The organism is Nonomuraea sp. NPDC003804, from assembly GCF_040610675.1.
In the GTDB taxonomy this organism is placed as follows: Bacteria; Actinomycetota; Actinomycetes; order Streptosporangiales; family Streptosporangiaceae; genus Nonomuraea.
In genome coordinates, this window is sequence record NZ_JBEXMT010000009.1 from 249,037 (window position 1) to 273,361 (window position 24,325).

Annotated in this window: 26 protein-coding genes and 6 tRNA genes; 10 read left to right on the forward strand and 22 right to left on the reverse strand. The window is 70.2% G+C overall.

Annotated features, from left to right (window positions below; all coding sequences use genetic code 11):
• Positions 1–65 precede the first annotated feature (65 nt).
• From ABZX22_RS15240 to ABZX22_RS15280, 9 genes are all read right to left on the reverse strand, one after another.
• Positions 66–1,976, reverse strand: a complete 1,911-nt coding sequence (locus ABZX22_RS15240; RefSeq protein ID WP_354908819.1) for an urease subunit alpha — start codon at positions 1,974–1,976, stop codon at positions 66–68.
• On the reverse strand, positions 1,969–2,607 hold the full coding sequence (locus tag ABZX22_RS15245; RefSeq protein WP_354908822.1) for an urease subunit gamma: 639 nt from the start codon (positions 2,605–2,607) through the stop codon (positions 1,969–1,971). Before ABZX22_RS15245 ends, ABZX22_RS15240 begins: the two co-directional genes overlap by 8 nt.
• A gap of 350 nt (positions 2,608–2,957) precedes the next feature.
• Entirely contained in the window at positions 2,958–3,554 is a 597-nt protein-coding gene (locus tag ABZX22_RS15250) for a response regulator transcription factor (RefSeq protein ID WP_354908825.1), read from the reverse strand.
• Positions 3,554–4,657 carry a sensor histidine kinase gene (locus tag ABZX22_RS15255; protein ID WP_354908826.1) on the reverse strand — a complete coding sequence of 368 codons (1,104 nt, stop codon included), beginning with the start codon at positions 4,655–4,657 and terminating at the stop codon, positions 3,554–3,556. The genes ABZX22_RS15250 and ABZX22_RS15255 overlap by 1 nt, the downstream gene beginning before the upstream one ends.
• A 4-nt stretch (positions 4,658–4,661) precedes the next feature.
• Positions 4,662–5,351 carry an ABC transporter permease gene (locus tag ABZX22_RS15260; RefSeq protein ID WP_354908828.1) on the reverse strand — a complete coding sequence of 230 codons (690 nt, stop codon included), beginning with the start codon at positions 5,349–5,351 and terminating at the stop codon, positions 4,662–4,664.
• The gene (locus ABZX22_RS15265; protein WP_354908830.1) at positions 5,348–6,061 is read right to left on the reverse strand and encodes an ABC transporter ATP-binding protein; all 714 of its coding nucleotides are present in this window, start codon (positions 6,059–6,061) and stop codon (positions 5,348–5,350) included. The genes ABZX22_RS15260 and ABZX22_RS15265 overlap by 4 nt, the downstream gene beginning before the upstream one ends.
• Positions 6,062–6,203: 142 nt before the next feature.
• Positions 6,204–6,746 (reverse strand): MerR family transcriptional regulator, encoded by a 543-nt coding sequence (locus ABZX22_RS15270; RefSeq protein ID WP_354908833.1) that lies wholly within the window; start codon positions 6,744–6,746, stop codon positions 6,204–6,206.
• 10 nt (positions 6,747–6,756) lie between these two features.
• Positions 6,757–7,617 (reverse strand): SDR family NAD(P)-dependent oxidoreductase, encoded by an 861-nt coding sequence (locus ABZX22_RS15275; protein WP_354908835.1) that lies wholly within the window; start codon positions 7,615–7,617, stop codon positions 6,757–6,759.
• Between the two features lie 167 nt (positions 7,618–7,784).
• Entirely contained in the window at positions 7,785–8,681 is an 897-nt protein-coding gene (locus ABZX22_RS15280; protein WP_354908837.1) for a LysR substrate-binding domain-containing protein, read from the reverse strand.
• 110 nt (positions 8,682–8,791) lie between these two features.
• Here ABZX22_RS15280 and ABZX22_RS15285 point away from each other — a divergent pair, with 110 nt between their 5' ends.
• A complete protein-coding gene (locus tag ABZX22_RS15285) occupies positions 8,792–9,199 on the forward strand; it encodes a hypothetical protein (protein WP_354908840.1) in 408 nt (135 codons plus the stop codon).
• Positions 9,192–10,793: a multicopper oxidase domain-containing protein gene (locus tag ABZX22_RS15290; protein ID WP_354908842.1), complete on the forward strand. Its 1,602-nt coding sequence runs from the start codon at positions 9,192–9,194 to the stop codon at positions 10,791–10,793. The genes ABZX22_RS15285 and ABZX22_RS15290 overlap by 8 nt, the downstream gene beginning before the upstream one ends.
• 220 nt (positions 10,794–11,013) lie before the next feature.
• Here the strand turns inward: ABZX22_RS15290 and ABZX22_RS15295 are convergent.
• From ABZX22_RS15295 to ABZX22_RS15315, 5 genes are all read right to left on the reverse strand, one after another.
• Positions 11,014–11,085, reverse strand: a tRNA-Arg gene (locus ABZX22_RS15295).
• Positions 11,086–11,097: 12 nt separating this feature from the next.
• Positions 11,098–11,170 (reverse strand) — tRNA-OTHER (locus ABZX22_RS15300).
• Positions 11,171–11,254: 84 nt separating this feature from the next.
• The gene (locus ABZX22_RS15305; protein WP_354908844.1) at positions 11,255–12,670 is read right to left on the reverse strand and encodes a hypothetical protein; all 1,416 of its coding nucleotides are present in this window, start codon (positions 12,668–12,670) and stop codon (positions 11,255–11,257) included.
• Between the two features lie 99 nt (positions 12,671–12,769).
• Positions 12,770–13,924 carry a ring-hydroxylating oxygenase subunit alpha gene (locus tag ABZX22_RS15310; protein WP_354908846.1) on the reverse strand — a complete coding sequence of 385 codons (1,155 nt, stop codon included), beginning with the start codon at positions 13,922–13,924 and terminating at the stop codon, positions 12,770–12,772.
• Between the two features lie 79 nt (positions 13,925–14,003).
• A complete protein-coding gene (locus ABZX22_RS15315) occupies positions 14,004–14,573 on the reverse strand; it encodes a TetR family transcriptional regulator (protein WP_354908848.1) in 570 nt (189 codons plus the stop codon).
• Between the two features lie 774 nt (positions 14,574–15,347).
• On the opposite strand from ABZX22_RS15315, the gene ABZX22_RS15320 reads away from it, so the two are divergent.
• The 4 genes from ABZX22_RS15320 to ABZX22_RS15335 all read left to right on the forward strand — a co-directional run bounded on the left by ABZX22_RS15320 (position 15,348) and on the right by ABZX22_RS15335 (position 15,690).
• Positions 15,348–15,419: transfer RNA gene (locus ABZX22_RS15320), tRNA-Gly, on the forward strand.
• Between the two features lie 5 nt (positions 15,420–15,424).
• Positions 15,425–15,497: transfer RNA gene (locus ABZX22_RS15325), tRNA-Leu, on the forward strand.
• Positions 15,498–15,507: 10 nt separating this feature from the next.
• A tRNA-Tyr gene (locus ABZX22_RS15330) sits at positions 15,508–15,588 on the forward strand.
• A gap of 29 nt (positions 15,589–15,617) precedes the next feature.
• Positions 15,618–15,690: transfer RNA gene (locus tag ABZX22_RS15335), tRNA-Cys, on the forward strand.
• 137 nt (positions 15,691–15,827) lie between these two features.
• Here the strand turns inward: ABZX22_RS15335 and ABZX22_RS15340 are convergent.
• A complete protein-coding gene (locus ABZX22_RS15340; RefSeq protein WP_354908850.1) occupies positions 15,828–16,511 on the reverse strand; it encodes a TioE family transcriptional regulator in 684 nt (227 codons plus the stop codon).
• Between the two features lie 90 nt (positions 16,512–16,601).
• On the opposite strand from ABZX22_RS15340, the gene ABZX22_RS15345 reads away from it, so the two are divergent.
• Positions 16,602–17,768, forward strand: a complete 1,167-nt coding sequence (locus ABZX22_RS15345; protein WP_354908853.1) for an erythromycin esterase family protein — start codon at positions 16,602–16,604, stop codon at positions 17,766–17,768.
• 154 nt (positions 17,769–17,922) lie between these two features.
• Complete coding sequence (locus tag ABZX22_RS15350; protein ID WP_354908856.1) at positions 17,923–18,969, forward strand: LacI family DNA-binding transcriptional regulator; 1,047 nt, start codon at positions 17,923–17,925, stop codon at positions 18,967–18,969.
• A gap of 155 nt (positions 18,970–19,124) precedes the next feature.
• Here the strand turns inward: ABZX22_RS15350 and ABZX22_RS15355 are convergent, their stop codons facing one another.
• The 6 genes from ABZX22_RS15355 to ABZX22_RS15380 form a co-directional block, all read right to left on the reverse strand.
• Entirely contained in the window at positions 19,125–19,667 is a 543-nt protein-coding gene (locus ABZX22_RS15355) for a GNAT family N-acetyltransferase (protein WP_354908858.1), read from the reverse strand.
• Between the two features lie 75 nt (positions 19,668–19,742).
• A complete protein-coding gene (locus ABZX22_RS15360; RefSeq protein ID WP_354908861.1) occupies positions 19,743–20,033 on the reverse strand; it encodes a hypothetical protein in 291 nt (96 codons plus the stop codon).
• A gap of 43 nt (positions 20,034–20,076) precedes the next feature.
• The gene (locus ABZX22_RS15365) at positions 20,077–20,724 is read right to left on the reverse strand and encodes an FMN-binding negative transcriptional regulator (RefSeq protein ID WP_354908863.1); all 648 of its coding nucleotides are present in this window, start codon (positions 20,722–20,724) and stop codon (positions 20,077–20,079) included.
• Positions 20,725–20,797: 73 nt separating this feature from the next.
• Positions 20,798–20,968, reverse strand: coding sequence for a hypothetical protein (locus ABZX22_RS15370; protein ID WP_354908865.1), 171 nt, complete (start codon positions 20,966–20,968; stop codon positions 20,798–20,800).
• A gap of 25 nt (positions 20,969–20,993) precedes the next feature.
• On the reverse strand, positions 20,994–21,659 hold the full coding sequence (locus ABZX22_RS15375) for a tetratricopeptide repeat protein (RefSeq protein WP_354908868.1): 666 nt from the start codon (positions 21,657–21,659) through the stop codon (positions 20,994–20,996).
• Entirely contained in the window at positions 21,656–22,093 is a 438-nt protein-coding gene (locus ABZX22_RS15380) for a MarR family transcriptional regulator (RefSeq protein WP_354908870.1), read from the reverse strand. Before ABZX22_RS15380 ends, ABZX22_RS15375 begins: the two co-directional genes overlap by 4 nt.
• Positions 22,094–22,151: 58 nt before the next feature.
• Here ABZX22_RS15380 and ABZX22_RS15385 point away from each other — a divergent pair, with 58 nt between their 5' ends.
• Positions 22,152–22,574, forward strand: a complete 423-nt coding sequence (locus ABZX22_RS15385) for an isochorismatase family protein (RefSeq protein ID WP_354908873.1) — start codon at positions 22,152–22,154, stop codon at positions 22,572–22,574.
• A gap of 124 nt (positions 22,575–22,698) precedes the next feature.
• Entirely contained in the window at positions 22,699–22,983 is a 285-nt protein-coding gene (locus ABZX22_RS15390; RefSeq protein ID WP_354908875.1) for a hypothetical protein, read from the forward strand.
• 42 nt (positions 22,984–23,025) lie between these two features.
• Here the strand turns inward: ABZX22_RS15390 and ABZX22_RS15395 are convergent, their stop codons facing one another.
• Positions 23,026–24,237 (reverse strand): DUF6596 domain-containing protein, encoded by a 1,212-nt coding sequence (locus ABZX22_RS15395; protein ID WP_354908878.1) that lies wholly within the window; start codon positions 24,235–24,237, stop codon positions 23,026–23,028.
• Between the last annotated feature and the right edge of the window lie 88 nt (positions 24,238–24,325).

Consider the following 24,325-nt stretch of genomic DNA (forward strand, 5'->3'; position numbering starts at 1 on the left):
CACCTTTCGCTGACATGGAGCGTGCCCTCGGGCTGCACGCACGGCGGGCCGTTCCGGGGCGGTGGTCAGAACAGGAAGTAGCGCTGGGCCATGGGCAGCGTGTCGGCGAACCGGGTGCCGTCGACCAGCTGGTCGTCGATCTCCGTCTTGACGTCCTTGGCCTCCGCTCCGCCGATCACGACCTCGAAGGTGTCGGGATCGATGCGGATGTCGGGGCAGGCGTTGTTCTCCCGCATGTCGGCCTTGAACACCTTGCGGGTGTCGCGGATGGCCTTGAACTCCTTGCCCACCGTGAGCCGTTCGGGCAGGCCGGACTTGATGGCGTGTTCGGTGACGAAGTTGACCGCGTTGGCGGCAGGTGCCCGGCCGCTGGCCCCCCACATGGGGCGGGGCAGGATCGGCTGCGGGGTGGTGATGGAGGCGTTGGCGTCACCCACCTGCGCGTAGGCGATCTGGCCGCCCTTGATCACCCGGTGCGGCTTGACGCCGAAGAACTTCGGCTCCCACAGCACCAGGTCGGCCATCTTGCCCACCTCGACCGAGCCGACCTCGTGATCGATGCCGTGCGCGATGGCCGGGTTGATGGTGTATTTGGCGACGTAGCGGCGGGCGCGGTGGTTGTCGGCCCCGTCGTCGCCGGCCTGGTCGCCGTCCAACGGGCCGCGCCGGGCCTTCATCACGTGCGCGGTCTGCCACGTCCGTATGATCATCTCGCCGATGCGTCCCATCGCCTGGGCGTCCGATGACATGATCGAGATGGCGCCGAGGTCGTGCAGGATGTCCTCGGCGGCCATCGTGGAAGGCCGGATCCGCGACTCGGCGAAGGCCAGGTCCTCCGGCACCAGCGGGTTGAGGTGGTGGCAGACCATCACCATGTCGATGTGCTCCTTGACCGTGTTGACGGTGAAGGGGCGGGTGGGGTTGGTGGAGGCGGGCAGCACGTTCGGCAGGCTCGCCATCGTGATCATGTCGGGGGCGTGGCCGCCGCCGGCGCCCTCGATGTGGAAGACGTGGATGGGGTGGTCGCCGATGGCGTCGATGGTGTCGGCGACCGCGCCCGCCTCGTTCAGCGAGTCGGCGTGCAGGGCCAGCTGGACGCCGGTCGCCCGGCACACCTCCAGGCACCGGCGCAGGACGGCCGGGGTGGCACCCCAGTCCTCGTGGATCTTGAAACCGAGGATTCCCCCTTCCACCTGGTTGTAGAGGGACTCGGTGGACATGGTGTTGCCCTTGCCGAGCAGCCCGATGTTGACCGGGAAGGCGTCCAGCGCCTCGAACAGGCGGGCGATGTGCCAGGCGCCGGGCGTGACGGTGGTGGCGGTGCTGCCTTCGGCCGGCCCCGTACCGCCGCCGATCAGGGTGGTGACGCCCGCGGCGAGTGCCTCGGTCACCTGCTCGGGGCAGATGAAGTGCACGTGGGTGTCGATGCCGCCCGCGGTGAGGATCTTGCCGTTGCCCGCGATGACCTCGGTCTCGGGACCGATCAGGAAGTCCGTGGCCCGCTGGTGCCCGTCGTGCAGCCGGTCCATGGTCTCGTCGTTGTAGGCCTTGCCGAGCGCGACGATCCGGCCGTCACGGATGGCCACGTCGGCCTTGATCACGCCCCAATGGTCCAGGACGACCGCGCCGGTGATGACCGTGTCGGGCGGCTGCGGGGCGCCGAATCTCGCCGAGTCGCGCGGCGCGCAGGACTGCCCCATCGATTCACGGATCACCTTGCCGCCGCCGAAGATGACCTCGTTGCCGCTGCGCCCCGGACCACCCGACCAGTCCTCGCTGATCTCGATCCGCAGGTTGGTGTCGGCCAGCCGGATGCGGTCGCCGACCGTCGGCCCGAACCGGTCGGCGTACTGGACCCGGGTCAGCGGCTGATCGATCGGCAGGATCTCCGGGCCTGGCACGCCATCCCGCGACGACGCCCCTGCCGCCGGCTCGTCGGGCGCGTCCGCCGCCGCGTCTGTCAGGGGCTCATCCATCGAGCTGCCCCCCGACCTCGCCGCGCAGGCCGGCGACGATGCGCCTGCCCTCGATGGGCACGAGCGTGACCGTCCTGGTGCACCGAGGCTCGAACCGGACAGAACTGCCGGCGGGAATGTGCAGGCGCTTGCCGTAGGCGGCGGAACGGTCGAAGCTGAGGCGGGGGTTGGCCTCGTAGAAGTGGTAGTGAGAACCCACCTGGATGGGGCGGTCGTCACTGTTGGTGACGGACACGATCGTGATCTCGCGGCCCTCGTTGAAGGCCACCGGCTCAGCGCCCTCAGGATGGTCGATCTTCCCCGGATGAACCAGCGCCTCCGTTCCCGTTTCGGCGAAGGCGTCGCGGATGGTGACCAGCTTGGTGCCGTCGCGGAACGTCGCCTCGATCTGAATGTCGGAGATCATCTCCGGGACACCCTCCATGACTTCGTCACGGGAGAGGATCTTCTCCTCGGCGGACATGAGCTCATGGACGGACTTGCCGTCCCGCGCCGCCTCCAGCACATGTGCCGTGATCAGCGCGACCGCCTCCGGGTAGTTGAGGAGAACCCCCCGTTCTCTACGCCTCCGGGCCACGTCCGCGGCCACATGGATCATCAGGCGTTCCTGTTCGTGCGGAGTCAGATGCACTCTGCCACCTCGCCTTCGCTCTGCCCCGAGGCGTCGTCCCCGGGCGGCCAACGGTGCAGATCGCGGGGCATGACCGGTGTTCGGTCATGCCGCCGTCCGCTCTTCAGCCGAGAGGTGATCCCTTCGCCGTTGCGCTGGGCTTCGGCGGTCACCACCCGCTGCGACCGAAAGTAGTCCGATGAACGCTCTGAGTGATATGACGGAGGAGTGAAGCGTGTGTCACCAGTGACGCAGGATGACCTGTCACACCGGCAGAGCTGTGAACCGCATCCGCCCAGACCGGCCGCCCGGCTGGAGACCCTGCTCAGCGGCTCCGCCTGCGCTGTTCCGCATCTGTCCGATCGCCGGCACTACAGGAGCCCGCGCTCCATGGCCACGACGACCGCCGCGGCCCGGGTCTCGACGCCGAGCTTGGCGAAGACGTGCTTGAGGTGCGTCTTCACGGTCGTCTCGCTGATCAGCAGGGTCCTGGCGATCTCCTTGTTGGCCGCCCCCCTGGCCACCAGGCGTAGCACCTCCAGCTCGCGCAGGCTCGGCTCCTGGCCCGCGGGCCGGCCGATGAGCGCGGAGGCGACCGACGGGGCCAGTACGGCGCCGCCCGCCGCGGCCGTTCGCACGGCCCGGTGCAACTCCTCGCGGGGCGCGTCCTTGAGCAGGTAGCCCGCGACCCCGGCCGCCATGGCCCGCGTCACGTCGGCGTCGGTGTCGTAGGTGGTCAGCACGATCACCTTGATCTCCGGGTGGTCGACCCGCAGCCGCTGGATCGCGCCGACGCCGTCGAGGCCGGGCATGCGCAGGTCCATGAGCACGACGTCCGGGCCCGCCCGCCTGGCCATGGCCAGCGCCTCGAACCCGTCGGACGCCTCGGCCACCACCTCGATGTCGTCCACGTTGTCGAACATGCCGCGCAGCCCGTCGCGGACCACCGGATGGTCGTCGACGATCATCAGTTTGAGGGGATGCGCAGGCACAGTGCCGTCCCCTCTCCCGGCGCCGACTCGACCGTCAGCGTGCCGCCCACGCCGCGGGCGCGCTCGCGCATGGCCGCCAGCCCGTAACCGGAACCCTGCGCGCCCGGGTCGAAGCCCGTGCCGTCGTCGAACACGTCCAGCGTCACCTCGTCGTCCATGTAGGTCAGTGTGATGGCCACCCGGTCCGCCCGCGCGTGCTTGGCCGCGTTGGACAGCCCCTCCTGCGCCGCGCGCAGCAGCGTGGCGCCCACCTCGGCCGTCAGCGGCCGGGACGTGCCCTCCACCGTCACGGTGGCGCTCACCTCGGATGTGCGCGACCACCGCTCGGCGACCTGCGCGAGCGCCGCGTCCAGGTGCGCTTCCTGCAGCGGGCCAGGCCGCAGCGCGTCCACCGAGCGCCTGGCCTCCTGGAGGTTGTCGCGGGCCAGTTCCTTGGCCAGCGCGATCCTCCTGCGTACGGCGGGCAGGTCGGGCCTGCCCTGCTCGTCGGGCATGGCCTGCTCGGCCGCCTCCAACTGGGTGATGATCCCGCTCAGGCCCTGGGCGAGGGTGTCGTGGATCTCCCTGGCCAACCTCGCCCGCTCCTCCAGCACGCCGACCGTCTTGTTCTGCGCGCTCTGCCGCAACACGTAGGCCACGAACAGGCCGATCGCCACCACCAGGCCGCAGCTCCCGGCGAGCCGCCACAGGGCGTCGGGGTCGTCCAGGTAGCCCCTGGCGGCGAAGGTGCACAGGATCGTCGCCACCGCCCCCGCGTACGACCAGGGGGTGGAGAGCATCAGGTACGGCTGGGGCATCAGCCCGAAGATCACCACATCGAACGAGCGGTCCGTGAGCACCAGCGCGACGTACAGTGCGCACAGCACGGCCAGGTGGAACGCCATGGGGTGGAGCCGGCCGAGCAGGTGCGGGCGGCGCAGGACGAAGAACCAGTGCCAGCCGGCCAGTAGCGCGAGCAGGCCCAGGCTCACCGGGCCGGGCCCGGCGTCCTCGCCGAACGACAGCACCAGGCCGAGCGCCAGGCAGGCGTAGAACAGCATGTGGAAGGCGCGCAGCCAGCGCGCCTCCCAGACGTTCACCTCGTCACTCCCATCGGAACAGCGCGCCGGCCAGGGTCGTGCCCGCAACGATTATCCCGATCAGGATCAGCATCGGGAAGAGCGCGGCGGTGCCGCTCCAGGCACTGGTCAGCGCGTCCACGCCCGGGGTCAGGGGCAGGAAGTCGCCGATCTGCCGCAGCGAGCCGGGCAGGGACTTCCTGGGCACGGCCGCCCCCGCCAGGAAGATCATCGGGAACATGACCAGCATGCCGATCAGGCCGGCGCCCCTGGTGTTGCGCACGATCGCGGCGATCACGAAGCCGATCGCGCAGACCGCCACCGAGCACAGCAGGAACGCCACCGCCAGCAGGGGCACGTTCGCGGGCGGCCGCGTGCCGAACACGACGATCGCGGCGGCGATCAGCAGCACCGAGCCCGCCAGGGCCGCGGCGACCTGCGCCACCAACTGCGCGGCCAGCAGCAGCACGGGAGAGATCGGCGTGGTCGCCAGCCGCTTGAGCACCTTGCGCTCGCGGTAGGCGGCCACGATGCCGGGCAGCGCGCCCATGCCACCGATGGCCGCGATCATCGCGACGTACCCCGGGACCGCGCCGGTGTCGCCGCGCTTGAGCACCAGCAGCATCAGCGGGAAGGCCAGCATGAAGAACACCGAGGCAGGATCACGCAGCAGCAGCCTCAGCTCGGTGGCCGTCAAAGCGGCGAACGCCTTCATCGGTCCGCTCCTTCCAGGGCGAAGTACGCCTCTTCCAGGCTCGCGGTGCCGGTCCGGGCGATGATCTCGTCCGGGGTGCCCATGGCCCGGATACGGCCGCGGGCCAGGACCGCCAGGCGGTCGCACAGGGCCTCGGTCTCGTCGAAGTAGTGGCTGACCAGCACCACGGTGGTGCCGGAGGTCTTCAGCTCGCGCACCAGCCGCCAGGTCTCCCGGCGGGCGATCGGGTCCAGGCCGGTGGTCAGTTCGTCCAGCACGACCACCTCGGGGTCGCCGACCAGGGCCAGGGCGAGCATCAGCCGCTGCTTCTGCCCGCCGGACAGGTCACCGTACGCCTTGCGAGCCAGCGGGGTCAGGCCCCAGCGCTCCATGACCTCCCGCCAGTCGGCGGGGCGGAGGTAGAAGCAGGCGAAGGCGTGCAGCGCCTCGGCGACCTTCATCCGCTCCGGTAGCGCGCTGTCCTGGAGCTGGGCGCCGATGCGCTGGGCCAGGATCCGGCGCCGGCGTGCCGGGTCCTCCCCCAGGACCCGCACGCTGCCTCCGTCGGCCCGCCGCAGCCCGATGAGGCATTCGACGGTGGTGGTCTTGCCCGCCCCGTTGTGGCCGGCGATGCCGAAGGTCTCGCCGGCGTGGACCGTGAACGTGACGCCGTCCACGACGTTCGTGCCCCCGTACGTCTTGCGCAGGTCTGTCACCTCGATGGCTTCCATGCCTCAAGGTTCCCGTCGTGTCGGGACGGGCGGCATCGCCCATCTCGTCGCCCGGCATCCTCCATACGAGGGATGCCGGGCGAGGCTCTCCGCCTGGCGCCCAGCACAAACCCGCAGCTGCCGCCGCTCCTCGCCTACACCATCACGAGGCGGAGCGGGCGTGAACAAGCGCGGTTCGGAACGTGCGGTCGGCGCCGGTGGCGGTGTCGAGGGCCGCGACGTCCTGCCCGGTCGAGCCTCCGTACGTGGCGATCTTGTACTCGATCGCCATGAGGGAAAGGGTCAGCTCACGGATCCGGCGGCGGGTGGTGTCGCGATGTTCGACCAGCATGTCGAGCCGCTCGGGCACGGTGTGCTCCCCGGCGTCGACAAGCGAGATGTAGTGCTGCAGGTCGCGCATCGGCATGCCGGACAGCCGCATCCTGGTGAGGAACACCAGGCGCCGCACCGCCTCTGCGTCGTAGACCCGGTGACCGTTGCTGTCACGGGCCACCTCGACCAGCCCGGCCCGCTCGTAGTAGCGCAGCGTGTGAGGAGAGAGGTCGAGGAGGTCGGCGACCTCGGCGATTGTCATCGACTCGGGCACCTCGGCCAGGTCGGTGAGGCGGTGGATCGCCTCAACCGACAGCGGGCCGTCGTCCCCGAGCGTTTCGAGCGCCCTGGTCATCAGATCGTCGGTGGCCATGACAGCCAGCCTAAATCGGCCGGACCGACGCCGGGACGTCCTCGAAGTCGGCGCTGCGGGCGATCTCGGCCCACCGGTCGACCTCGTCCAGGCCACGCCGGTACGCACCCGAGATACGCTCGACCGCCTCGCGCCCGAGCGGCAGCCGCAGCGGCACCTCGTCACTGTGCGCGAGGGACACGATGATGTCCGCCGCCCGCGCCGGGTCGCCTTCCTGGAGACCGTCGGCTCCGGCCATGTCCGCGCGGACGGCGGCGAGCACGTCACTGTAGGTATCGGACGCCTCGGCGAACTCGAGCACGTCCCCCGCGTTGAAGTCGGTCCGGAAGCGGCTGGGCTCAACGATCATCACGCGGATCCCGAACGGCGCGACTTCCCCGGCCAGGGCCTCGGACCAGCCTTCGAGGGCGAACTTCGACGCGGAGTACGTCGACACGCCGGGGAACGACATCCGCCCACCCTGGCTGCTCATCTGCACGATCGTCCCGGCGCCCCGCGCGCGCATCGCCGGCAGCGCCGCACGGACGAGCGCGGCAGGCCCGAACAGGTGCAGATCCATCAGTTCACGCAGGTGCGCGTCGCTGACCTCCTCGACCGCTCCGACCACGGCCCGGCCCGCGTTGTTGACGAGCACGTCGAGTTGACCGAAGCGGTCGAGGGTGTCCCGCACGAGGTCCGCGGCAGCAGCGACGTCTCGGGCGTCGAACTTCGCGATCAGGCAGTTGTCCGGGTACTCGGCCTCCAGGTCGGCCATGCTCTCGGGCCGGCGCACCGCCGCCACCACGCGGTCTCCCGCCGCGAGCGCCGACTCCGCCAATGCGCGCCCGAAACCGCGGGACGCGCCGGTGATGATCCAGGTCTGTGTCGTCATGGCGGCGACGCTACGGCTTCGAGCGCGCTCAAACGCAAACCTTGCGTGCTCCTCTCCCCTGCTGGGCGAACATCGTCGATCAGGCCGTCGTCCTGCTGCACAGCTCCGCCGGCTTCGCGTCCGCCGGGGTCGGCAGTGGCACGGCGTGGCGATCCTGGAGCGTACGGTCAACGCGCGCCTGGTTCGCTGGTGGCCCAGTTCCAGGTGGTGATCGCCGTGCGCATCAGGCGGGCGGCGGTCGACAGGTGGCTGTCGGCGCCCCAGTACAGCGTGAGCGCGCGACGGCAGTCGGGGCTGTCAACGGTGATCGCGGCGATGGGGGCACGGATGGAGGTCCGCCGGGCCATGGAAGGGACGAGGCCGATGCCGAGCCCCGCGCCGATCAGGTCGGCGATGGCGCTGAGCTCGTCGACTTCGCAGACGATCTTCGGTGTGAGGCCTCTGGCGGCGAAGAGCCGGTCGAGGAGCCTGCGCTGCCAGTGCCCCTTGCGGGCGGTGACGAAGGGCTGATCGGCGAGTTCGTCGATGCTCACCGAGGTACGGCCCGCCAGCGGATGATCGAGTGACGTGGCCGCCCACACCGCCTCGTCCACCAGCTGAACCGCCTCCAAGCCCTCGGCGTGGATCGGCTGCGAGGCGACACACAGGTCGACCTCTTGAGCCCGCAGGTGGCGGGCCATGTCCTCGGCCGCCGCCCAGCGGAGTTCGACCTCGATGGAGGGATGAGCGCGCTTGTAGGCCGCCAGCGGCCCGGTGAGGGTGAGGAACGTCTCCGACGCCAGTCGAACCGTGCCCACCCCCTCACTGGTGGCCTCGGCGACGGCTCGCCGGCCCGCATCGAGCTCACCGAGAGCGCGTTCGACGTGACCGCGGAAGAGCTTGCCCGTGTCGTTCAGCCGGAGCCGGCCGCTGCGCTCGAACAGCGGTGTGCCCAGTTCGTTCTCCAAGCGGGCGATGGTACGGCTCAGCGAAGGCTGGGCGACGCGCAGTTCGTCGGCCGCACGGCTGAGGTGTTCGAGCCGCGCCACCACCAGGAACTGCCTGAGCGTGTTCAGCTCCATCATGCCTCCCACTACATAGCACCATAGCAATATTGATCTTAGACAAGATAACCCGTGAGCCATAGCGTCGATGCCGTCCGCGAAAGCGACGACGAAGTGAGGAGGGATATCGCATGCTCACCATGGCCGCGCAGCGGACGACAGCGACGGGGTGGACACTGCGGGCCGTCGTCAGCGCGCATGTGGTGGCGATCGTCGGCCAGCCGGTGTTCGCCGGGGTGTATCTGACCGGTGACTTCGACAGCCTGCGCTGGCACGCGATCGGCGCCGACGTGGTCACCTCCATGGGCTACGTGCAGGTGATCGTGGCGATCGTGGTGTGGATCCGGCTGCGTCAGATCTGGCCGTTCGCGGCCACGATGACCGTGGTGGCGGCCGAGACGGTGCAGTACTTCGCCGGGTTGGACGGCGCGCTGTGGTTGCACATCCCGTTGGGTGTGATGACCGTCGCCGCGCTCGTCGTGCTGTTCATCGCCGTCTGGCGCCGGCCCTTGCCGCGGCGGGAGGTTCACCATGCGTGAGCATGATCCCCGGGGCCTGACCCGGCGGCGGGCGCTGGGCATCGGCGGGGCGCTCGGACTGATGGCGGCCACCGGGCTGTCGGCCTCGGCGGCGCTGGCTCGCAGGCCGTCGATCACCGGCGCCGAGTTGCGCAGTGCCGTACCGCTACCGCCGCCCTTCCGCGTGCCACTGCCGATTCCCTCCGTGCTGGCGCCGGTCAGCACCTCGGGCGGAGTCGACCGTTACGAGATCACCCAGCGCGAAGCGAGCGCGGAGATCCTTTCCGGTGTCAGGACACCGCTGTGGACGTATGAGGGCACCTTCCCTGGGCCGACGATCGAGTCGCGCCGCGGCCGGCCGATCACCGTGTCGCACCGCAACGAGCTGCCCGTGCCGACCGTCGTGCACCTGCACGGCGGACGGACCCCGGCGGCTTCCGACGGGTATCCGACCGACCTCGTCCTGCCCGAGGGTTGGCAGGAGCACTCCCTGCAGACGGGGCACGGTTCCGAACACGGCATGCACGACCCGAGGGCCGTGGTGACCGAGCTGACCAGGGACTACGCCTTCCCGCTTGACCAGCGGCCCACGCTGCTGTGGTACCACGACCACCGGATGGACTTCACCGCCCCCGCGATCTGGCGGGGCCTGGCCGGGCTGCACATCATCCGCGACGACGCCGAGGACGCCCTCGGCCTGCCCGCCGGACCACGCGAACTGCCCCTCATGATCGCCGACCGGGCCTTCGCCGCTGACGGCAGCCTGGCCTACCCCTCCCTCGACCCCACCCTGCGCGTACGGCCCGGCGTCCGCGAGCCGTATCTCGCCGGGGTCCTCGGCGACGTGATCCTGGTCAACGGCGCCCCCTGGCCCGTGCACGAGGTCGACGCGGCCCGCTACCGGCTGCGCATCCTCAACGCCTCCAACGCCCGCCACTACGAACTCGAAGCGGTCACCGACGACGGGCGCCGCCTCGACCTCGTCCAGATCGGGGCCGACCAGGGACTGCTCGCCGCCCCGGTCACCCACCGGCTGCTGCCGATCGCACCCGCCGAACGCTACGACGTGGTCGTCGACTTCTCCGGCGTCCCGACCGGCAGCCTCGTCAAGGTGATCAACCGGCTCGGCTCCGGCCGTACCCGCGACGTGATGGCCTTCCGCGTCGCCCGCAGAGCCGCCGACGACAGCCGCGTCCCCCGCACGCTGTCCACCGACCTGCCGGACTGGCGGCGTTCGGACGCCGTCAGGGTGCGCGAGTTCGCCTTCCGCGCCGGGCAGATGCACACAGGTCACGGCTGGCTCATCGACGGCCTGCCGTTCGACCCCGCCCGCGCCGATGTCACGACCCGGCTCGGCGACGTCGAGGTCTGGCGGCTCGTCGCCGACGTCCACCATCCCGTCCACCTGCACCTGGTCGGTTTCCGCGTGCTCTCGCGCAGCGGCAGGGCGCCCCTGGCCCACGACACGGGGCTCAAGGACACCGTCTCGCTACGACCCGGCGAAGCCGTGGAGATCATCACCCGCTTCGACGGCTACCGCGGCCGTTACCTCTTCCACTGCCACAACGCCGAGCACGAGGACATGGGGATGATGGCCAACCTCGAGATCATCTGATCGCGAGCCGGCGGATCAGGGGGCGCTTCGACGGCTCTGAGGGCTTGGCCGACGTCGGCAGGAGCAGGGTCGGCCGCTCCCGCCGGCCTGACGATCGCCATGCGGCGGTTGCCGAAAGAGCGGCTGGGGGCGAGCGCCGATGGCGCGGCCGGCCGGACACGAGGGCGGACCGGCCGTCTGCCCTCACGATCAGACGTCGCGCACGGCAGATCTGGAAGGGCCTCGCCGGCCGGGCTCGAACCGGCGTCCACCCGGTCCGGAGCCGGGCGCTCTACCTCTGAGCTACAACGAGACCACTTCCAGGCACCGCCGACCGGGCTCGAACCGGCGACCACCTGGAAGAAGAGCCAGGCGTTCTACCACTGAACTACAGCGGGCCTGGACCAGTCTGCTCGGTCCCTCCCCGGCAGCGCCACCGGTTATCGGTAGGCGTTTCCCGCCGCGAGAGCGACACCACTGCCCTACTCCGCGGGACGGCCTGCCGTGGGCAGTTCGCTCACCACGACCCCGGAGGCCAGCCCGTGACCGGCGGCGGCGGCGAGTTCGGGTTTGACGTGCTTGCCGCTGAACGCTCCCGCCCGCCGCAGCAGGGACGCCCAGACCGGGTCGGCGATGCTCACGCCGTGCACCAGCTCGGGCGTCGGCCGGAACACGGCCACACCGCGCCGGACGGCGGGCGCCGTCCAACCGGAGCCCTCCGGGTCGAGCCCGGCCGTACGGCAGGCGGCCTCGACGTCGGCGCGGGTGCAGGCGCTGCTCCCGTCGAGGACCTCCCAGGGCGGCGGCAACGCGGCCCACACCGCGGTGTCGGGGTCGACGCCGCCCCCGGCGCCGCGGTGCCAGGCCACCAGGTCGGCCGCCATCAGCCGCATGGCCTTGCCGGGGCAGGCCACGTCCAGCAGGCACAGCGCGTCCAGCGAGGCCAGGCAGGCCAGCCACCCCGCTCGGGCGGCGTTGTAGGCGACCGCCAGATTGTTCCACGTGGTGGAGTCGTCGCCCGGCCGCACGATCATCGAGATGCGGTCGGTGCCGGGATTCCAGCGGTCGCGGAGCATGCCTGCGCTGTGCCGCATGACCGCCGACCACTGGCCGAGAAGGCGTCCCCGCTCCTCCTCGGTCAGGCGCTCCAGGATGTCTGGCGCCGCCCGCACCTGGGCGATCAGCCACCAGTCGCTGGAGTCCGTGCACCGATCGAGCAGGACGGAGGCGATCTCGTCGAACGGGTTGTCCCGCCCCGACAGGGTGAACTCCCGGCGCAGCTTGCGCCGCGCGGTGTAGTAGGCGACGAAGCAGGCGGCATCGACGTCGGCGAGGAAACGCTCGCGCGGGATGTCAGCGCCGAACCCTGTCGTGCCCAGCATGAGCAGCCGCCGCTTGTCCTGCTCGACGCCCAGGGTGCCCGCCTTGGCCGCGAGCCTGCGCAGCATGCGGAAGCGCCGGTTGTACTGTCGCTTGGACAGCTCCATCCCGGCCGCGTCCCGGGACTCCCGGTTGAGCCGGTCGGCCAGGAAGTCGGTACGGTCCGGCGCCCACCGGATGTCGCTCCCCATGGTCGTCGCGAACTCCAGCAGCGATTCTGGGTCGTCGGGGTCGACCTCCACGGAACGCTCGAACAGCCGGGTCGCCGCCGCGACCTGCCGCGCGCCGCCGACCGGCCGGGCGTAGTCCGTGGACATCGAGGAGAACCATGCCGCGTTGCGCGAGGAGTGCTTGGCCGCGCGCTGGAGCACCACCCGCTCGCGCCTGGACAGGCTCCCCTCCAGCGCCTGCAGCACCAGATCGGCGACATCCTCGGGCCGATGGCGTCGGTCCAGCGAGTCGTACAGCTCGAGCAGGATCTCGCGGGGCGAGCGGTCTCGGTCCTTGCGGAACTTCATGGCGGCCATCATCGCCGCCGATCGCCGGCGACTGCGACCGGATTTCTTCCGTTTCCTTCGCTTAGCTTCTGCCCCGCGACGCGGCTCGGAAGGCGAGGGCTACCGGCGTTCGGCGGCCCCTTCCACCCACGACCGATAGGCGTCGAGGACGAGGCCGTGGAAGTGATGCACGCCGTGCTCGGACAGCCCTGAGCCGGAGGGGTCGTACACGATGCGGCCCTGGTCGAAGGCCGGGGTGCGCATGCCCCGCTGGACGCTCTCCACCAGCGCGATGTCCTGCTGCTGCAACACCTCGTCGATGTACCGCACCGACTGCGCCTCGGCGTCCTCGAGCTCGGCCGTCTCGAAGTAGAAGTCCCAGGTCTCCAGGGTCCGGTCCGGTCCGGCCGGTACGACCTGGAAGACCATGAAGTTACCCCGACCGGGGTATCGCAGCAGACAGGTGTTGGGCCACAGCCACCACACCGCGTGCTGCGTGACTGACGCACCCGACACGTCGTACGCGGCGTTCTCGTGCTTGCCGGCCTCGGCGAAGTGGCTCGACCAGATGCCGTGGGTCTTCACCTCGTAGGTGTCCATGTCGACGAGGTCGACGAACTCCTTGTGGGCGATGTGACAGTGGTAGCACTCCAGGAAGTTGTCGATGACGTTCTTCCAGTTGCTGGCGACGTCGTAGGTCAACCGCTTCGCGTGGGTCAGTCCTGCCACGTCGGGAGCCCACCTGGCGATGTCGGCCGCCAGATCCCCGGCCTGCTCGCCCAACGGAGCGGCGCCCTGGTCCAGGTTCACGTAGACGAATCCACCGAACTCCTCCACCCGCACCTGGTCGAGACGGATCTCGCGCTTGTCGAAGGTCGCCATCTTGTCGGCGCGACGAGCCGCCTTCAGCTGCCCGTCGAGGCCGTAGGTCCACGCGTGGTAGGGGCAGACGATGTTGCGCGTGGTGCCGGAGCCCGTGAGCAGCTCATGGGCACGGTGCTTGCAGACGTTGTAGAACGCGCGCAGCGCCCCGTCACGATCGCGGACGATCGCGATCGGCATGCCCGCCACGGTTGCCGATACGTAGCTGCCCGGCGACTCGAGCTTCTCGGCGTGGCAGATCCATTGCCAGGTGCGCGCGAAGATCGCCCGGACGTCGACCTCGAGCCACAGTGGGTCCGTGTACGCCTCCGACCGCAGCGACATCGATCGTCCGGGGTCCTGGTGGAACCCGGTGCCGACGCGGCGTACGTCGCCCATGGTCACTGGTGTCATGGGGGGAGCATACGAGTGTTTGAACGATCGTTCAATGCGCTTTCTGGACGTTCGTTCAGATTTGCCGTCGGGCGACCAGTCAGTCGGCGAGTGCGATTTCCTCGCAACGAGTGACGCTCCTGCCGATCGAGGCGCGGTCGAGCCCCAGCAGGGCCGTGAGCCACAAGCCGTTCTGGATGACGTCGATGTCGGTGGCCCGCTTGCTGCACTCGCCGCGCGACAGCTCGGGGCGGGCGGCACGGATGAGGGCGGCGAGCCCGGCGCGGTAGCGTTTCTGGGCCACCGTGTTGATGCGCTCGAAGTCCTCGTGGGCCTGGGCGAGCGCCCAGAGCTGAAGTCGCAGGGACAGGTATTCCGTCGTCAGGAACTCCGGGTCGGCCACCCGCTTCAGCGCAGCGCGCAGCCGCTCTTCAGGCTCCAGGGTGAGGTCCGGCTCGACGATCGCGACGTCCTGCTCCTCGATGCGGTGCAGGGCCGCACGGATCAGGCTCGTCTTGTCCTCGTAGTAGTAGTTCACCAGCCCCAACGAGACCCCGGCCTCACGCGCGACGGCACGCATGCTGACGCCGGATATGCCCTGCAAGGACAAGAGCCGAAGCACCGCCTCGAGGATCCGCGCCTGCCGGTCGACTTTCTCATCGGCGTCCATCGCGCCCACGGACCTCGGACTCACATCCACAACCTTAGTAGTGGATGGGCTGGTCACGTCCGCCTTCCCGCGTCAGCACCTTCCTCACGCCCTCAAGGCGCGACGCCGCCAGAACGCCCCGACGACGAGCCGCTCCTCCACTGAACAGGCAGGCCTGTCTGTGTGGAACTGGGCGACCACCTGGGTCCGCCCGCATCTTCACCCTGGCCGACGAGAAGATCACCGAGATCCGCGCGGTCGGCGACCGCCTCGGCATGTTCCTCCAGCTCGGCTGGGACTGGCCGGAGACCGACCGAGCGGTCCCGAGCAGCCGGACGAACCGGCCGATCATGCGCTGGGTCGCTCGCACGGCAGGCTGACGACCAAGACCCATGAGCCCGCGAGCAGAGGTTTTGCCTATCCAATGGCTGAAATCATATTGCGCCGCCGTGCGTCTGAATAAACAAGTGGCACGGCCGCCGTGCCGGCCATTACTGTCGACACGACGGAACACGGGCGGAGAGCCGCCACGGAAACATCAGGAAAGGCCGGCCATGACCATCGCAGCCACCGCGCACGGACCGGGACGGTGCCGCTGTCGGCGTTGTGCGGCGCTCGGCTGCGCCCTGCTCAGGCAGGCTTCCGGATAATCCGCGAAGGACTTTCGGAGGCCGCCAGGTGTACACCAGGCGGCCTTTTCTCTTTCCCCTGCCCGGAATCCGGGACCGGTATTTGGACAACTCCACAGCGGAACACAAGGACTGTAAGGGTTTCGAGATCCCGTCAGTCCACATTGCCGCAGAGGCCGAACTGGTAAGGCAGCCGGCTTCCACCCAGCAGGACGGGGTTCGAGTCCCCGCTGCGGCTCTCTGGCGTCCGTAGCCCAATGGAAGAGGCGCCGGCCTTAGGAGCCGGACGGTGCGGGTTCGAATCCCGCCGGACGTACGCCGCTGATGCGCGAGCCGGGCAGCTGGGGAGCCCACCCGGCGGTAGACCGGACGCTTCGGCTGTGGCGGTTCGACTCCGTCCTTGCGCACGATCCGCCCAGGCGAAAAGGGCGGCCTTGGCGCAGTTCGCCGGTGCGGAGACGGGCCTGCAAAGCCCGTACGAGCGAGTTCGACTCTCGCCTGCGTCTCCATGTGTGTTCCGCCGCGGAGCGGCTTGACGGTCCTCCCGAATACGGCGGGGGGTCGGGGCAACGTGCTGCTCTTGATCAAGCGAAATGGCCCCGTCCTTCCATGGCCATGCCGTTCCTGTGGTGGATGTGACTCGACCTCAAGGTTCGCGGGCGCGGAGGTACACGTCCAGGTCGGCGGCGCCCTTGAGCATGGCGCGGCCCCGGGCGGACAGGCGGGTCCGCCAGTCGCGCAAGGTCTGCTCCAGCGGTGCGACGCCTCCCGCGGAGCGGACCTGGGCGATCAGCGGGGCGATCTGCTCCAGCAGGTATCCACCCCGTCTGAGCTGGTGGGCCAGCCGGGCGTCGCGTATATCGGCCGCGCTGTAGACCCGGTAGCCCGTCTGCGGGTCGCGGTGCGGCTGGACCAGTCCGGCGTTCTCCCATTTGCGCAGGGTGGCAGGGCGGATGCCGAGCCTTCTGGCCAGGGGGCCGATGAAGGCGTCGCCGCGTTCCTGCGGTACGGGTGCCAGGTCGCGGAGCGCGGCTTCGACGGCCTGGAGGGTGCGGCGGTCGTCGAGGAGCTGGGCGTGGCTTTCGTCGATGAGCCGCAGCGCGTCCTCGGTCGCGTCCCCGTTGACCGCCTGCATGATCGACGTGGCCGTCTGGTGGCCGTGCCCGTGCACGAGGGCGAGGAACGCGCGCAGGGCTTGCGCGTGCAGCGGCGTGTAGGTGCGGTAGCCGTGGACGGTGCGTTCGGCGGCGGGCAGGATGCCGGCCTCCTCGTAGTTCCTGATCGCCTGGGTGGACAGGCCGTGCTCGCGCGCCAGGTCCACTGGTCTCATGGATGCATCACCGTTTGAAGGTCATCGCGATAAGCGCGGGGGTTTCCACGTCAAAGTTTACACCGAAGGTTCAACGATACCGTTGAAGGTATGGATATCAAGGACACGGCCCGGCAGCTCGACGGCGCGGGCATCTCGGCGTTCCTGCGGTCGCTTCCCGCCGAGCCCCTGCTTCTCGGCCTGGGCGAGGCCAGGCATTTCGTCGGGGAGCTGGGCGAGTTGCGCAACGAGATCTTCCGGCATCTGGTCGACCACGAGGGCTACCGGTCGTTCGCCATCGAGAGCGACTGTCTCATGGGCCTCCTGGTGGACGACTACATCACGACAGGCGCGGGCACGCTCGACGACGTCATGGAACGCGGCTTCAGCCACGGCTTCGGCGCCGCACCGGCCAACCGCGACCTCGTACGCTGGATGCGGGCGTACAACGAGAAGCATGACGAAAAGCTCCGGTTCTTCGGGTTCGACGGCCCTCTGGAGTATTGGGCGGCGAGCCCGCGCCAGGCGCTCACCGCCCTCTACGACCTCCTCGACGGCCCGCTCCTCTGCACTGTGGTGACCAGGGAGACCCTCGACACGCTGCTGGGCCCGGACGACCGGTGGTCGAACGAGGCGACGGCCATGGACCCGTCCCAGTCGATCGGCCAGTCCGCCGACGCCCAGCGGCTGCGGCTGATCACCGACGACCTGGTGGCGCTGCTCGACACGCAGGCGCCGCAGCTGAGCGCGGCCGACAGGGAGCGGGCGGCACTGTACGGGCGCACCGCCACCGGCCTGCTCCGCTACCACTACTGGATGGCCGACGCGTCCCCGGCACGGTGGACGCGGCTGTCGGCCCTGCGAGACGCGATGATGGCCGCCAACCTGCGTGCCGTCGCCGACCACGGCCCGGCCCTGGTCTTCGCCAGCAACCTCCACCTGCAGCGGAACAAGAGCCTCATGGCGTTCGGCGACCAGGTGCTGGAGTGGTGGAGCGCTGGAGCGATCACCGCGACGCACCTCGGCGACCGGTACGCCTTCCTGGCCTCAGCCCTCGGCACGGTCGGCGACGACACTCCGCCCCCGGACACCGTCGAGGGCATCCTGTCCACACTCCCGTGGGACCACTCTCTCATCGACGCCCGCCGCATGGCCGAGGCCGTCACGAAGCCCACCTCGCGCACCTCCCACGATTTCGCCTATTTCCCGCTGAACCCGGAGCAGCTCGACATGATCGACGGCGTCGTCTTCCTCAAGCAGGCTGTCAGGCTGGGTTGACAGGCGAGTACGCTGCCAGGCTGTGCTGACACCCGCGCCTCGCCTGCCCATGGGCGAGCGGGGTCCGAGCCCGGATCCGAGCAGGTGACGCAGGCACCCCTGTCCCCCGCTTGAGCGCTTAAGTGATTAAGGAGCGGCGCGCTAGGGTTGGGGGATGGCCGAGCGAGTGACCCTGCAGACGATCGCGGACCGCGTCGGCGTCTCTCGCGCCACCGTCTCCTACGCCTTCTCCCGGCCCGACCAGCTCAGCGCGGAACTGCGCGCGCGCATCCTGCGCATGGCGGACGAGCTCGGCTACGCCGGCCCCAACCCCACCGCGCGTTCCCTGCGCCTCGGGCGGGCCGGGGTGCTCGGACTGATCTTCACCGAGACGCTGCCCTATGCCCTCGGCGACCCCTACGCCATCGGCTTTCTGCAGGGGCTGGCCGTGGCCGCCGAGGAGGCGGCCGTCGGGCTGCTGCTCCTGCAGCAGCCGCGTGGCGTCGAACGCCCCGAACTCGTGCGGAACGCCGTGGTCGATGCCTTCGTCGTCTTCTGCCTGCCCGACGGGCACGCGGCGCTCGACGCCGTCCTCGCCCGGCGCCTGCCCACGCTCCTGGTCGACGAGCCGATCGTGGAGGGCGTGCCGCACCTCGGCATCGACGAACTGGCCGCCGCCGGCGCCGCCGTCCGGCACGTGCTGGACCTCGGGCACCGGCGCCTCGGGCTGGCCGTGGTCGGCCTGGGACACGAGGGCCGGCACGGCTGGGCCGACCCCGACCGGCAGGAAGCCGCGGTCTTCCGCGCCATGCGCAACCGCGTGCTCGGCTACCGTGCCGCGGCGGAGGCCGAGGGGCTGGACTGGGCGCGGACGCCCGTCTATGAGGTGGCGGCCAACGAACGCGAGTCCGGTCGCGAGGCCGGTCGGGCGCTGCTCGCGCGCTCACCACGGCCGACGGCGATCCTGTGCAACACCGACGTGCTGGCGCTCGGTGTGCTCGACGCGGCGGCCGAGGCCGGGGTGAAGGTGCCGGAGGAGCTGTCGGTGGTCGGCTTCTCCGACGCCGGCGCCGAGGAGGCCGGGCTCACCACGATCCGCCAGTACAGCCGGCTCGCCGGACGGACGGCGGGCCGCCTGGTGCTGTCCGGGGAACCCACGCCCGAGCGCACCCTGCTGCCGCACGAACTCGTCGTCCGCGCCACCACCGCCCCGCCCCCATGACGACGCCATCCGCGAACCGGGCCGAGCTGAGACGTGCATCGGTCGATGTCGTTGTTCCTGCCGCGCCTGCTGTCGAAGCGCAGCCGACCTGACCGTCGACGACGCGACGCCGGGTCCGCGCCAGGCCGCCCACACCCTGCAGCGCAGCGGCTCAGTCAGACAGGGACTTCAAAGATGAGCTCGAGGCCGTCCACCTCGTCCCACTGCTCTCCGACCTCGACGAAGCCGAATCCGGAAATCGTGGCCAGGGACGCGGTGTTATCAGGGCTGATCGTCACCCGCGCAGTCCTGACTCCGGATTCGGCCGCGGCCCGACGCATCAGCTCGGTCAGCATCGTCCTGGCGTACCCCTGACGACGGTAGCCGGGAGCCACCGAATAACCGATCTCCACCATGCCCGCCTCGTCCGGCGGCCCGTGGAACCCGGCATACCCCACCACGACGCCTTCGGGCTCGGCTACCACGGCTCGGGTGAGCCACCCCGCGCTATCCGGATCCGCAGCCAGCTGATCGACCCGATACCGCCAGACCCACTTCGCCTGATCGCTGAGGAAGTACTCCGTCAGCTCGACTCCTGCCTCGGCGCTGGCCCGGGCAAGGTCGTCGTCCAGCAGGGCGGTCATGGCCGTGCTCGTCAGATCAACGAATCTCACTGACTTCAGGCCGGCGGTGGGCCGGCGTTCGAACTCATCTGTCACAGCGCGGATGATCGTGGAGCGCCCTGGGCCGTGTCCAACGGTTTTCGGTGTGGTCGATGTCCACCCAGGCCCGCGTCACGACCTCAGTGCATTCGCTCGACCTACGACCTGGTGAACGTTTCCGATCACAGCACTGGATACTCCCACCGCGACCACCTGAGTGCTGCCGAGCCTCAGCAAGGTCTCGGTGCCGTCGGCGTACCGGCGGTCGACGTCTCCGGTGACATGGTCGAGCGACTGTAGGCCGTGGGTGACCGAGACGGTGTTGGAGGAGTCCACGGTGGGGTTGATGCGTGGCAGGGCGCCCTTCTTGGCGAGGCGGCGGCCGAGGGCATCGACGGCCGGGCTGAGACGGAAGACGGTCATGACAGGAACTTCTTCGCTGGTAGACAGGTGCAAGCTGGTGGGATCAGGGCTTCCAGGTACCGATGCGGTCGGTGCGACGTCGCTGCTGGGCCGCCGCGGGGACGTCGAGGCCTCGGCCTCGTGCGGTGAGGTGGTCGGCGACGGCGGTGCGGTGCTGGACGGACTTGTGGTCGTCGTATTTGAACTTGCCGCGGACGCCGGTGACCTCCAGACGCAGGCCGCGGATGCCGGACAGCAACCGCCCGTACGGGGGCCGGTCGACGGTGACCTCGGCGTGGTCGCCGTCGGGCTGGAAGTGGGCGAGCTGGCGGGTCAGCAGGTCGGCCTTGCCGTGGGGGTCGTCGATGACGTGGGCGCGGCAGGTGAACTGGACGGCCGCGTAGTAGCTGGTGGGAACCCCTTCCTCGGGTGGGGTGCCCGGGGTGGCGCGCCAGGGGCCGGGGACGAAGGCGTAGTCGCCGATGACGGTGAACGTCACGTTCGGATCGTGCTCGATCGCCTTCCAGACCGGGTTGGGCCGGGCGAGATGGACCAGCAGGTCGTTCCCGTCGCAGATGAAGTGGGTCGGGACGACGACGGGCGGCCGGCCGGGCGGACCGTTGACGCACAGCTGCCCGAAGTCGTGGCCGTCGGCGATCCAGGCCTGCCATTCGGCCTCGTCCAGGCTCGCGTCCCAGGGCTGGATGAACATACGGGTCTCCCTTTCGTGATCGGCGGAGTGGTCGTGATCGGCGGAGTGGAAGGCGGAACGGCGGCGGGACCGGTCAGGTGAGGGCGAGGAGGCTGACCGCGAGGGCGGCGGCGCCCAGGCCGGCGAGCAGGAACAGCAGGTTCGCCATGGAGTCCAGCACCCCGGCGGTGGCCGACAGCGCGTAGGCGGGCTTCTCGGAGCCGAGCCCGCGGAACATCAGGACGGTCGCGGTCAACGTGATCACCGAGGACACCGCCCGGCCGACGACGTCATCCGCCTGGCCCTCCCCCGGTGGCCAGTTGCGCGCGGGCCTCGTCGATCCAGCCGATGACGCTGTGCGCGCCGTCCGAGCGGGCCAGTGAGGTCGCCTCGTCGAGCAGTTCCAGCGCCTTGTCGCGATCGCCTTCCGCCGCGGTGATGTAGGCCAGGCCGACCAGGTTGGCGGCGACCCCGGCGTGGAAGCCGAGCCCGCGGCGCAGCCGTACCGACTCCTCGAGGTGCGTGCGGGCCGTGTCCAGGCGTCCCGCGTGGTGCGCGGCGATGCCCAGGTGGCGCAGCGCGTACGACGTCGTGAGCGAGTCGCCCGCCGCTGCGGCGAGGGCGCGCGAGCGTTCGAGAGCCGGTACGGCGACGCCGTCGTCGCCGCGGACCACCTGGTGGAAGGCGCCGATCCAGAACAGCGCCTCGGCTTCGCCGCGAGTGTCGCCGAGCGTCCGGTAGAGGTCGGCGGCTCGCTCGAACAGCTCCAGCTCGCGCGGGTCTTCCGCACCGCCGTCCAGGAACCGGGCGTGGACGAGGCGGCCGCGGGCCAGGGCGAGATCGGCCTCGACGGCGTTCAGCGCGTGCTCGGCCGCCGCGAGGGCGTGGGTGTCGCCGGCGAACACCGCCCGGTCGTAGAGCGAGCGGGCGCGCTCGATGCGGTCGTCGGTGGTCATGCGGGGAGGCCGTGTTCGGCGGCGAGGTGGCCGAGCGCTTCGTGCAGCGCATCCAGCTGTGTGGGGGTCAGGCCGGCGGTCAGCTCGGTGTCGAGCTCGCAGGCGGCCGTGGTGCACTCGGTCAGGAGCGCGCTCCCCTCGTCCGTGAGCGTGAGCGTCTGGCGGCGGCGGTCGGCCGGGTCGCGCAGGCGACGCACCGCGCCCATGGCCTCGAGGTGGTCGGCCAGGGAGACCACCAGGCTGGGCGCCACTCCCATGAGCTTGGCGATGTCGAGCTGGGAGGCGGCCGCGCCGGATGCCAGCACGGACAGCAGCCCGACGTGTTTCGGCTTGAGATCGTGCGGGGCCAGCCGCGCCGAGAAGCGGTCGGTGGCGATGGCCCCCAGCGTGCCCAGCCGGAAGGCGAGGGTGGAGGTGAGCTTGACATCGTTCACGATCGCTATGCTAGCGTCCCGATATCATTCAGCAAGTGAACGATTAAGGAGTGGAACGATGCTGGATCATCGTCAGGTGCAGATCGTGTTCGCCGACCTCCAGGACGGCATCGTGGACGCCAGCGCCACGAACAGCCCCGCCGCCATCCGGCGGGCCGCGGGCGTCGTCGGCGGCGTCGCGCCGGCGCTCGGCATCCCGTTCACCGTCTCGGTCGCGCCCAGGCCTGGCGGTCCAGGCGTCATCGCGGAGGTGCCCGAAGCGCCGCCGTTCGTGCGCACCGGTCCCAGCTGCTGGGACGACCCGGCGTGGCGCACGGCGATCGAGGCCCGCGGCCGCAGGACGCTGGTCGTGTGCGGCGTGACCACCGAGATCGTCGTCCTGCACACCGCACTCGACGCGCTGGCGGGCGGCTATGAAGTGCGCGTACTGATCGACGCGAGTGGCGGGCTGGCCGGCCGTACCGAGGACGCGCCGCGTTGACTCAGGCCCAGCCGTCCTCCGCCACATCGTGTCGTTTCCTTACGGACCCTTGGCGTCGCAGGACGAAAGGTGGGGGTATGTCCTCCCCCATGGGGCGATCTTGTGCCCGGGGAGGAGGAAAGCCATGTACGCAACGGTACGGCGCTACGAAGGGGTGACCGATCCTGCCGAGGCGGGACGCCGAGTGAGTGAGGAGTTCGTGTCGCTCATCAGCCAGGTCCCGGGGTTCGTGGCCTACTACTGGGTCGACGCCGGGGATGGGGTGATGCTTTCCACCAGTGTCTTCGAAGATCGAGCCGGAGCCGAAGAGTCCACCAGAAGGGCCGCGGACTACGTGCGGGAGAATCTCGCCTCCCTGCTTCCGAACGCTCCTCAGGTCACGGCCGGCGAGGTCGTGGCGTCCGGGTAGCGGCTACTCCAGGCCTTCGGGGCCGCGGACGGGGAGGATGATCTACGGCCGCACCCGGCCGGCCCGGGACTCCAGGTAGCGTTGCTCGGCGATGCTGGCGGTCGACTTCGCGGCCCGCCGGTAGTGCTCGTACGCCCCGGCCGTGTCGCCGGTCTTCTCCAGCAGATGCGCCCGAACGGACAGCAGCCGGTGATGCCCGGCCATCCGCTCGTCCCTGTCCAATGTGGACAGCAGAGCCAGCCCGGCCGCCGGGCCCTCGGTCTCGGCGAGCGCGATCGCCCGGTTGAGGGTCACCATCGGGTTGGGCGCGATCCGCTCCAGGATCAGGTACAGGGCGTGCACCTGCGGCCAGTTGGTCTCCTCGGCCGTGGCCGCGTCGGCGTGCGTGGCGGCGATGGCGGCCTGCAGCTGGTAGGGCCCCAGCGCCGGGCCGGCCAGCGACGCCTTGACCAGCTCGATGCCCTCGTCGATCAGTCCGCGGTCCCACATCGTACGGTCCTGCTCGTCCAGCGGCACCAGGTCGCCGGCCGCCGTCGTCCGTGCCTCCCGGCGGGCGTGGGTCAGCAACATCAGCGCGAGCAGCCCGGTCACCTCGCCGTCCTCGGGCAGCTGCGCGTGCACCATCCTGGCCAGCCGGATCGCCTCGTGCGCGAGGTCGGCGCGGTGCAGCTCGCCGCCCGAGGAGGCGGTGTAGCCCTCGTTGAAGATCAGGTAGAGCACGTGCAGAACGACCCGTAGCCGCTCCTCGCGCTCCGCGCCGTCCGGCAGGCTGAACGAGCTGCCGGCGGCCTTGATGCGCTGCTTGGCCCGGCTGATCCTGGCCGCCATCGTGGCCTCCGGCACCAGGAACGCGCGGGCGATCTCGGCCGTGGTCAGGCCGCCGACCGCCCGCAGCGTCAGGGCGGTCTGGGAGGCCGCGGTCAGCGTCGGATGGCAGCACAGGAACAGCAGGACGAGCGTGTCGTCGGTGTCCGGTACGTCCTCGGGCACCACCTCGGTGGCCGTCGCCGACTCCCGCTCGCGGCGCGCGTGGTCGCTGCGCATCTGGTCGATGAGCCGCCGGGAGGCGACGGTCACCAGCCAGCCGCGCGGGTTGTCCGGCACTCCCCCGGCCGGCCACTGCACGGTGGCGGCGAGGACGGCCTCCTGCACGGCGTCCTCGCACCCCTCGAACTGGCCGTGCCGGCGTTCCAACGTGTCGAGGACCTGCGGCGTGAGCTCACGCAGCAGGTCCTCGACGGCTGCTGCCGTCATGCCTCCAGGTGTCCGTCAGCGAACATCACCTGGCGCACCTCGATCCCCAGCCCCTCGATCGCGGCGTCCGGGATCCGCGCCGCCAGCT

Bases quoted from the DNA above. Each gene is read 5' to 3' on its own strand.
- ABZX22_RS15395 (WP_354908878.1), bottom strand. From the start codon at position 24,237: ATGACGGCAGCAGCCGTCGAGGACCTGCTGCGTGAGCTCACGCCGCAG.
- ABZX22_RS15385 (WP_354908873.1), top strand. From the start codon at position 22,152: ATGCTGGATCATCGTCAGGTGCAGATCGTGTTCGCCGACCTCCAGGAC.
- ABZX22_RS15280 (WP_354908837.1), bottom strand. From the start codon at position 8,681: ATGATGGAGCTGAACACGCTCAGGCAGTTCCTGGTGGTGGCGCGGCTC.
- ABZX22_RS15360 (WP_354908861.1), bottom strand. From the start codon at position 20,033: ATGACCGTCTTCCGTCTCAGCCCGGCCGTCGATGCCCTCGGCCGCCGC.
- ABZX22_RS15375 (WP_354908868.1), bottom strand. From the start codon at position 21,659: ATGACCACCGACGACCGCATCGAGCGCGCCCGCTCGCTCTACGACCGG.
- ABZX22_RS15365 (WP_354908863.1), bottom strand. From the start codon at position 20,724: ATGTTCATCCAGCCCTGGGACGCGAGCCTGGACGAGGCCGAATGGCAG.
- ABZX22_RS15240 (WP_354908819.1), bottom strand. From the start codon at position 1,976: ATGGATGAGCCCCTGACAGACGCGGCGGCGGACGCGCCCGACGAGCCG.
- ABZX22_RS15310 (WP_354908846.1), bottom strand. From the start codon at position 13,924: ATGACACCAGTGACCATGGGCGACGTACGCCGCGTCGGCACCGGGTTC.
- ABZX22_RS15250 (WP_354908825.1), bottom strand. From the start codon at position 3,554: ATGATCGTCGACGACCATCCGGTGGTCCGCGACGGGCTGCGCGGCATG.
- ABZX22_RS15285 (WP_354908840.1), top strand. From the start codon at position 8,792: ATGCTCACCATGGCCGCGCAGCGGACGACAGCGACGGGGTGGACACTG.
- ABZX22_RS15345 (WP_354908853.1), top strand. From the start codon at position 16,602: ATGGATATCAAGGACACGGCCCGGCAGCTCGACGGCGCGGGCATCTCG.
- ABZX22_RS15270 (WP_354908833.1), bottom strand. From the start codon at position 6,746: ATGGCCACCGACGATCTGATGACCAGGGCGCTCGAAACGCTCGGGGAC.
- ABZX22_RS15340 (WP_354908850.1), bottom strand. From the start codon at position 16,511: ATGAGACCAGTGGACCTGGCGCGCGAGCACGGCCTGTCCACCCAGGCG.
- ABZX22_RS15290 (WP_354908842.1), top strand. From the start codon at position 9,192: ATGCGTGAGCATGATCCCCGGGGCCTGACCCGGCGGCGGGCGCTGGGC.
- ABZX22_RS15315 (WP_354908848.1), bottom strand. From the start codon at position 14,573: ATGGACGCCGATGAGAAAGTCGACCGGCAGGCGCGGATCCTCGAGGCG.
- ABZX22_RS15275 (WP_354908835.1), bottom strand. From the start codon at position 7,617: ATGACGACACAGACCTGGATCATCACCGGCGCGTCCCGCGGTTTCGGG.
- ABZX22_RS15350 (WP_354908856.1), top strand. From the start codon at position 17,923: ATGGCCGAGCGAGTGACCCTGCAGACGATCGCGGACCGCGTCGGCGTC.
- ABZX22_RS15265 (WP_354908830.1), bottom strand. From the start codon at position 6,061: ATGGAAGCCATCGAGGTGACAGACCTGCGCAAGACGTACGGGGGCACG.
- ABZX22_RS15260 (WP_354908828.1), bottom strand. From the start codon at position 5,351: ATGAAGGCGTTCGCCGCTTTGACGGCCACCGAGCTGAGGCTGCTGCTG.
- ABZX22_RS15305 (WP_354908844.1), bottom strand. From the start codon at position 12,670: ATGAAGTTCCGCAAGGACCGAGACCGCTCGCCCCGCGAGATCCTGCTC.
- ABZX22_RS15390 (WP_354908875.1), top strand. From the start codon at position 22,699: ATGTACGCAACGGTACGGCGCTACGAAGGGGTGACCGATCCTGCCGAG.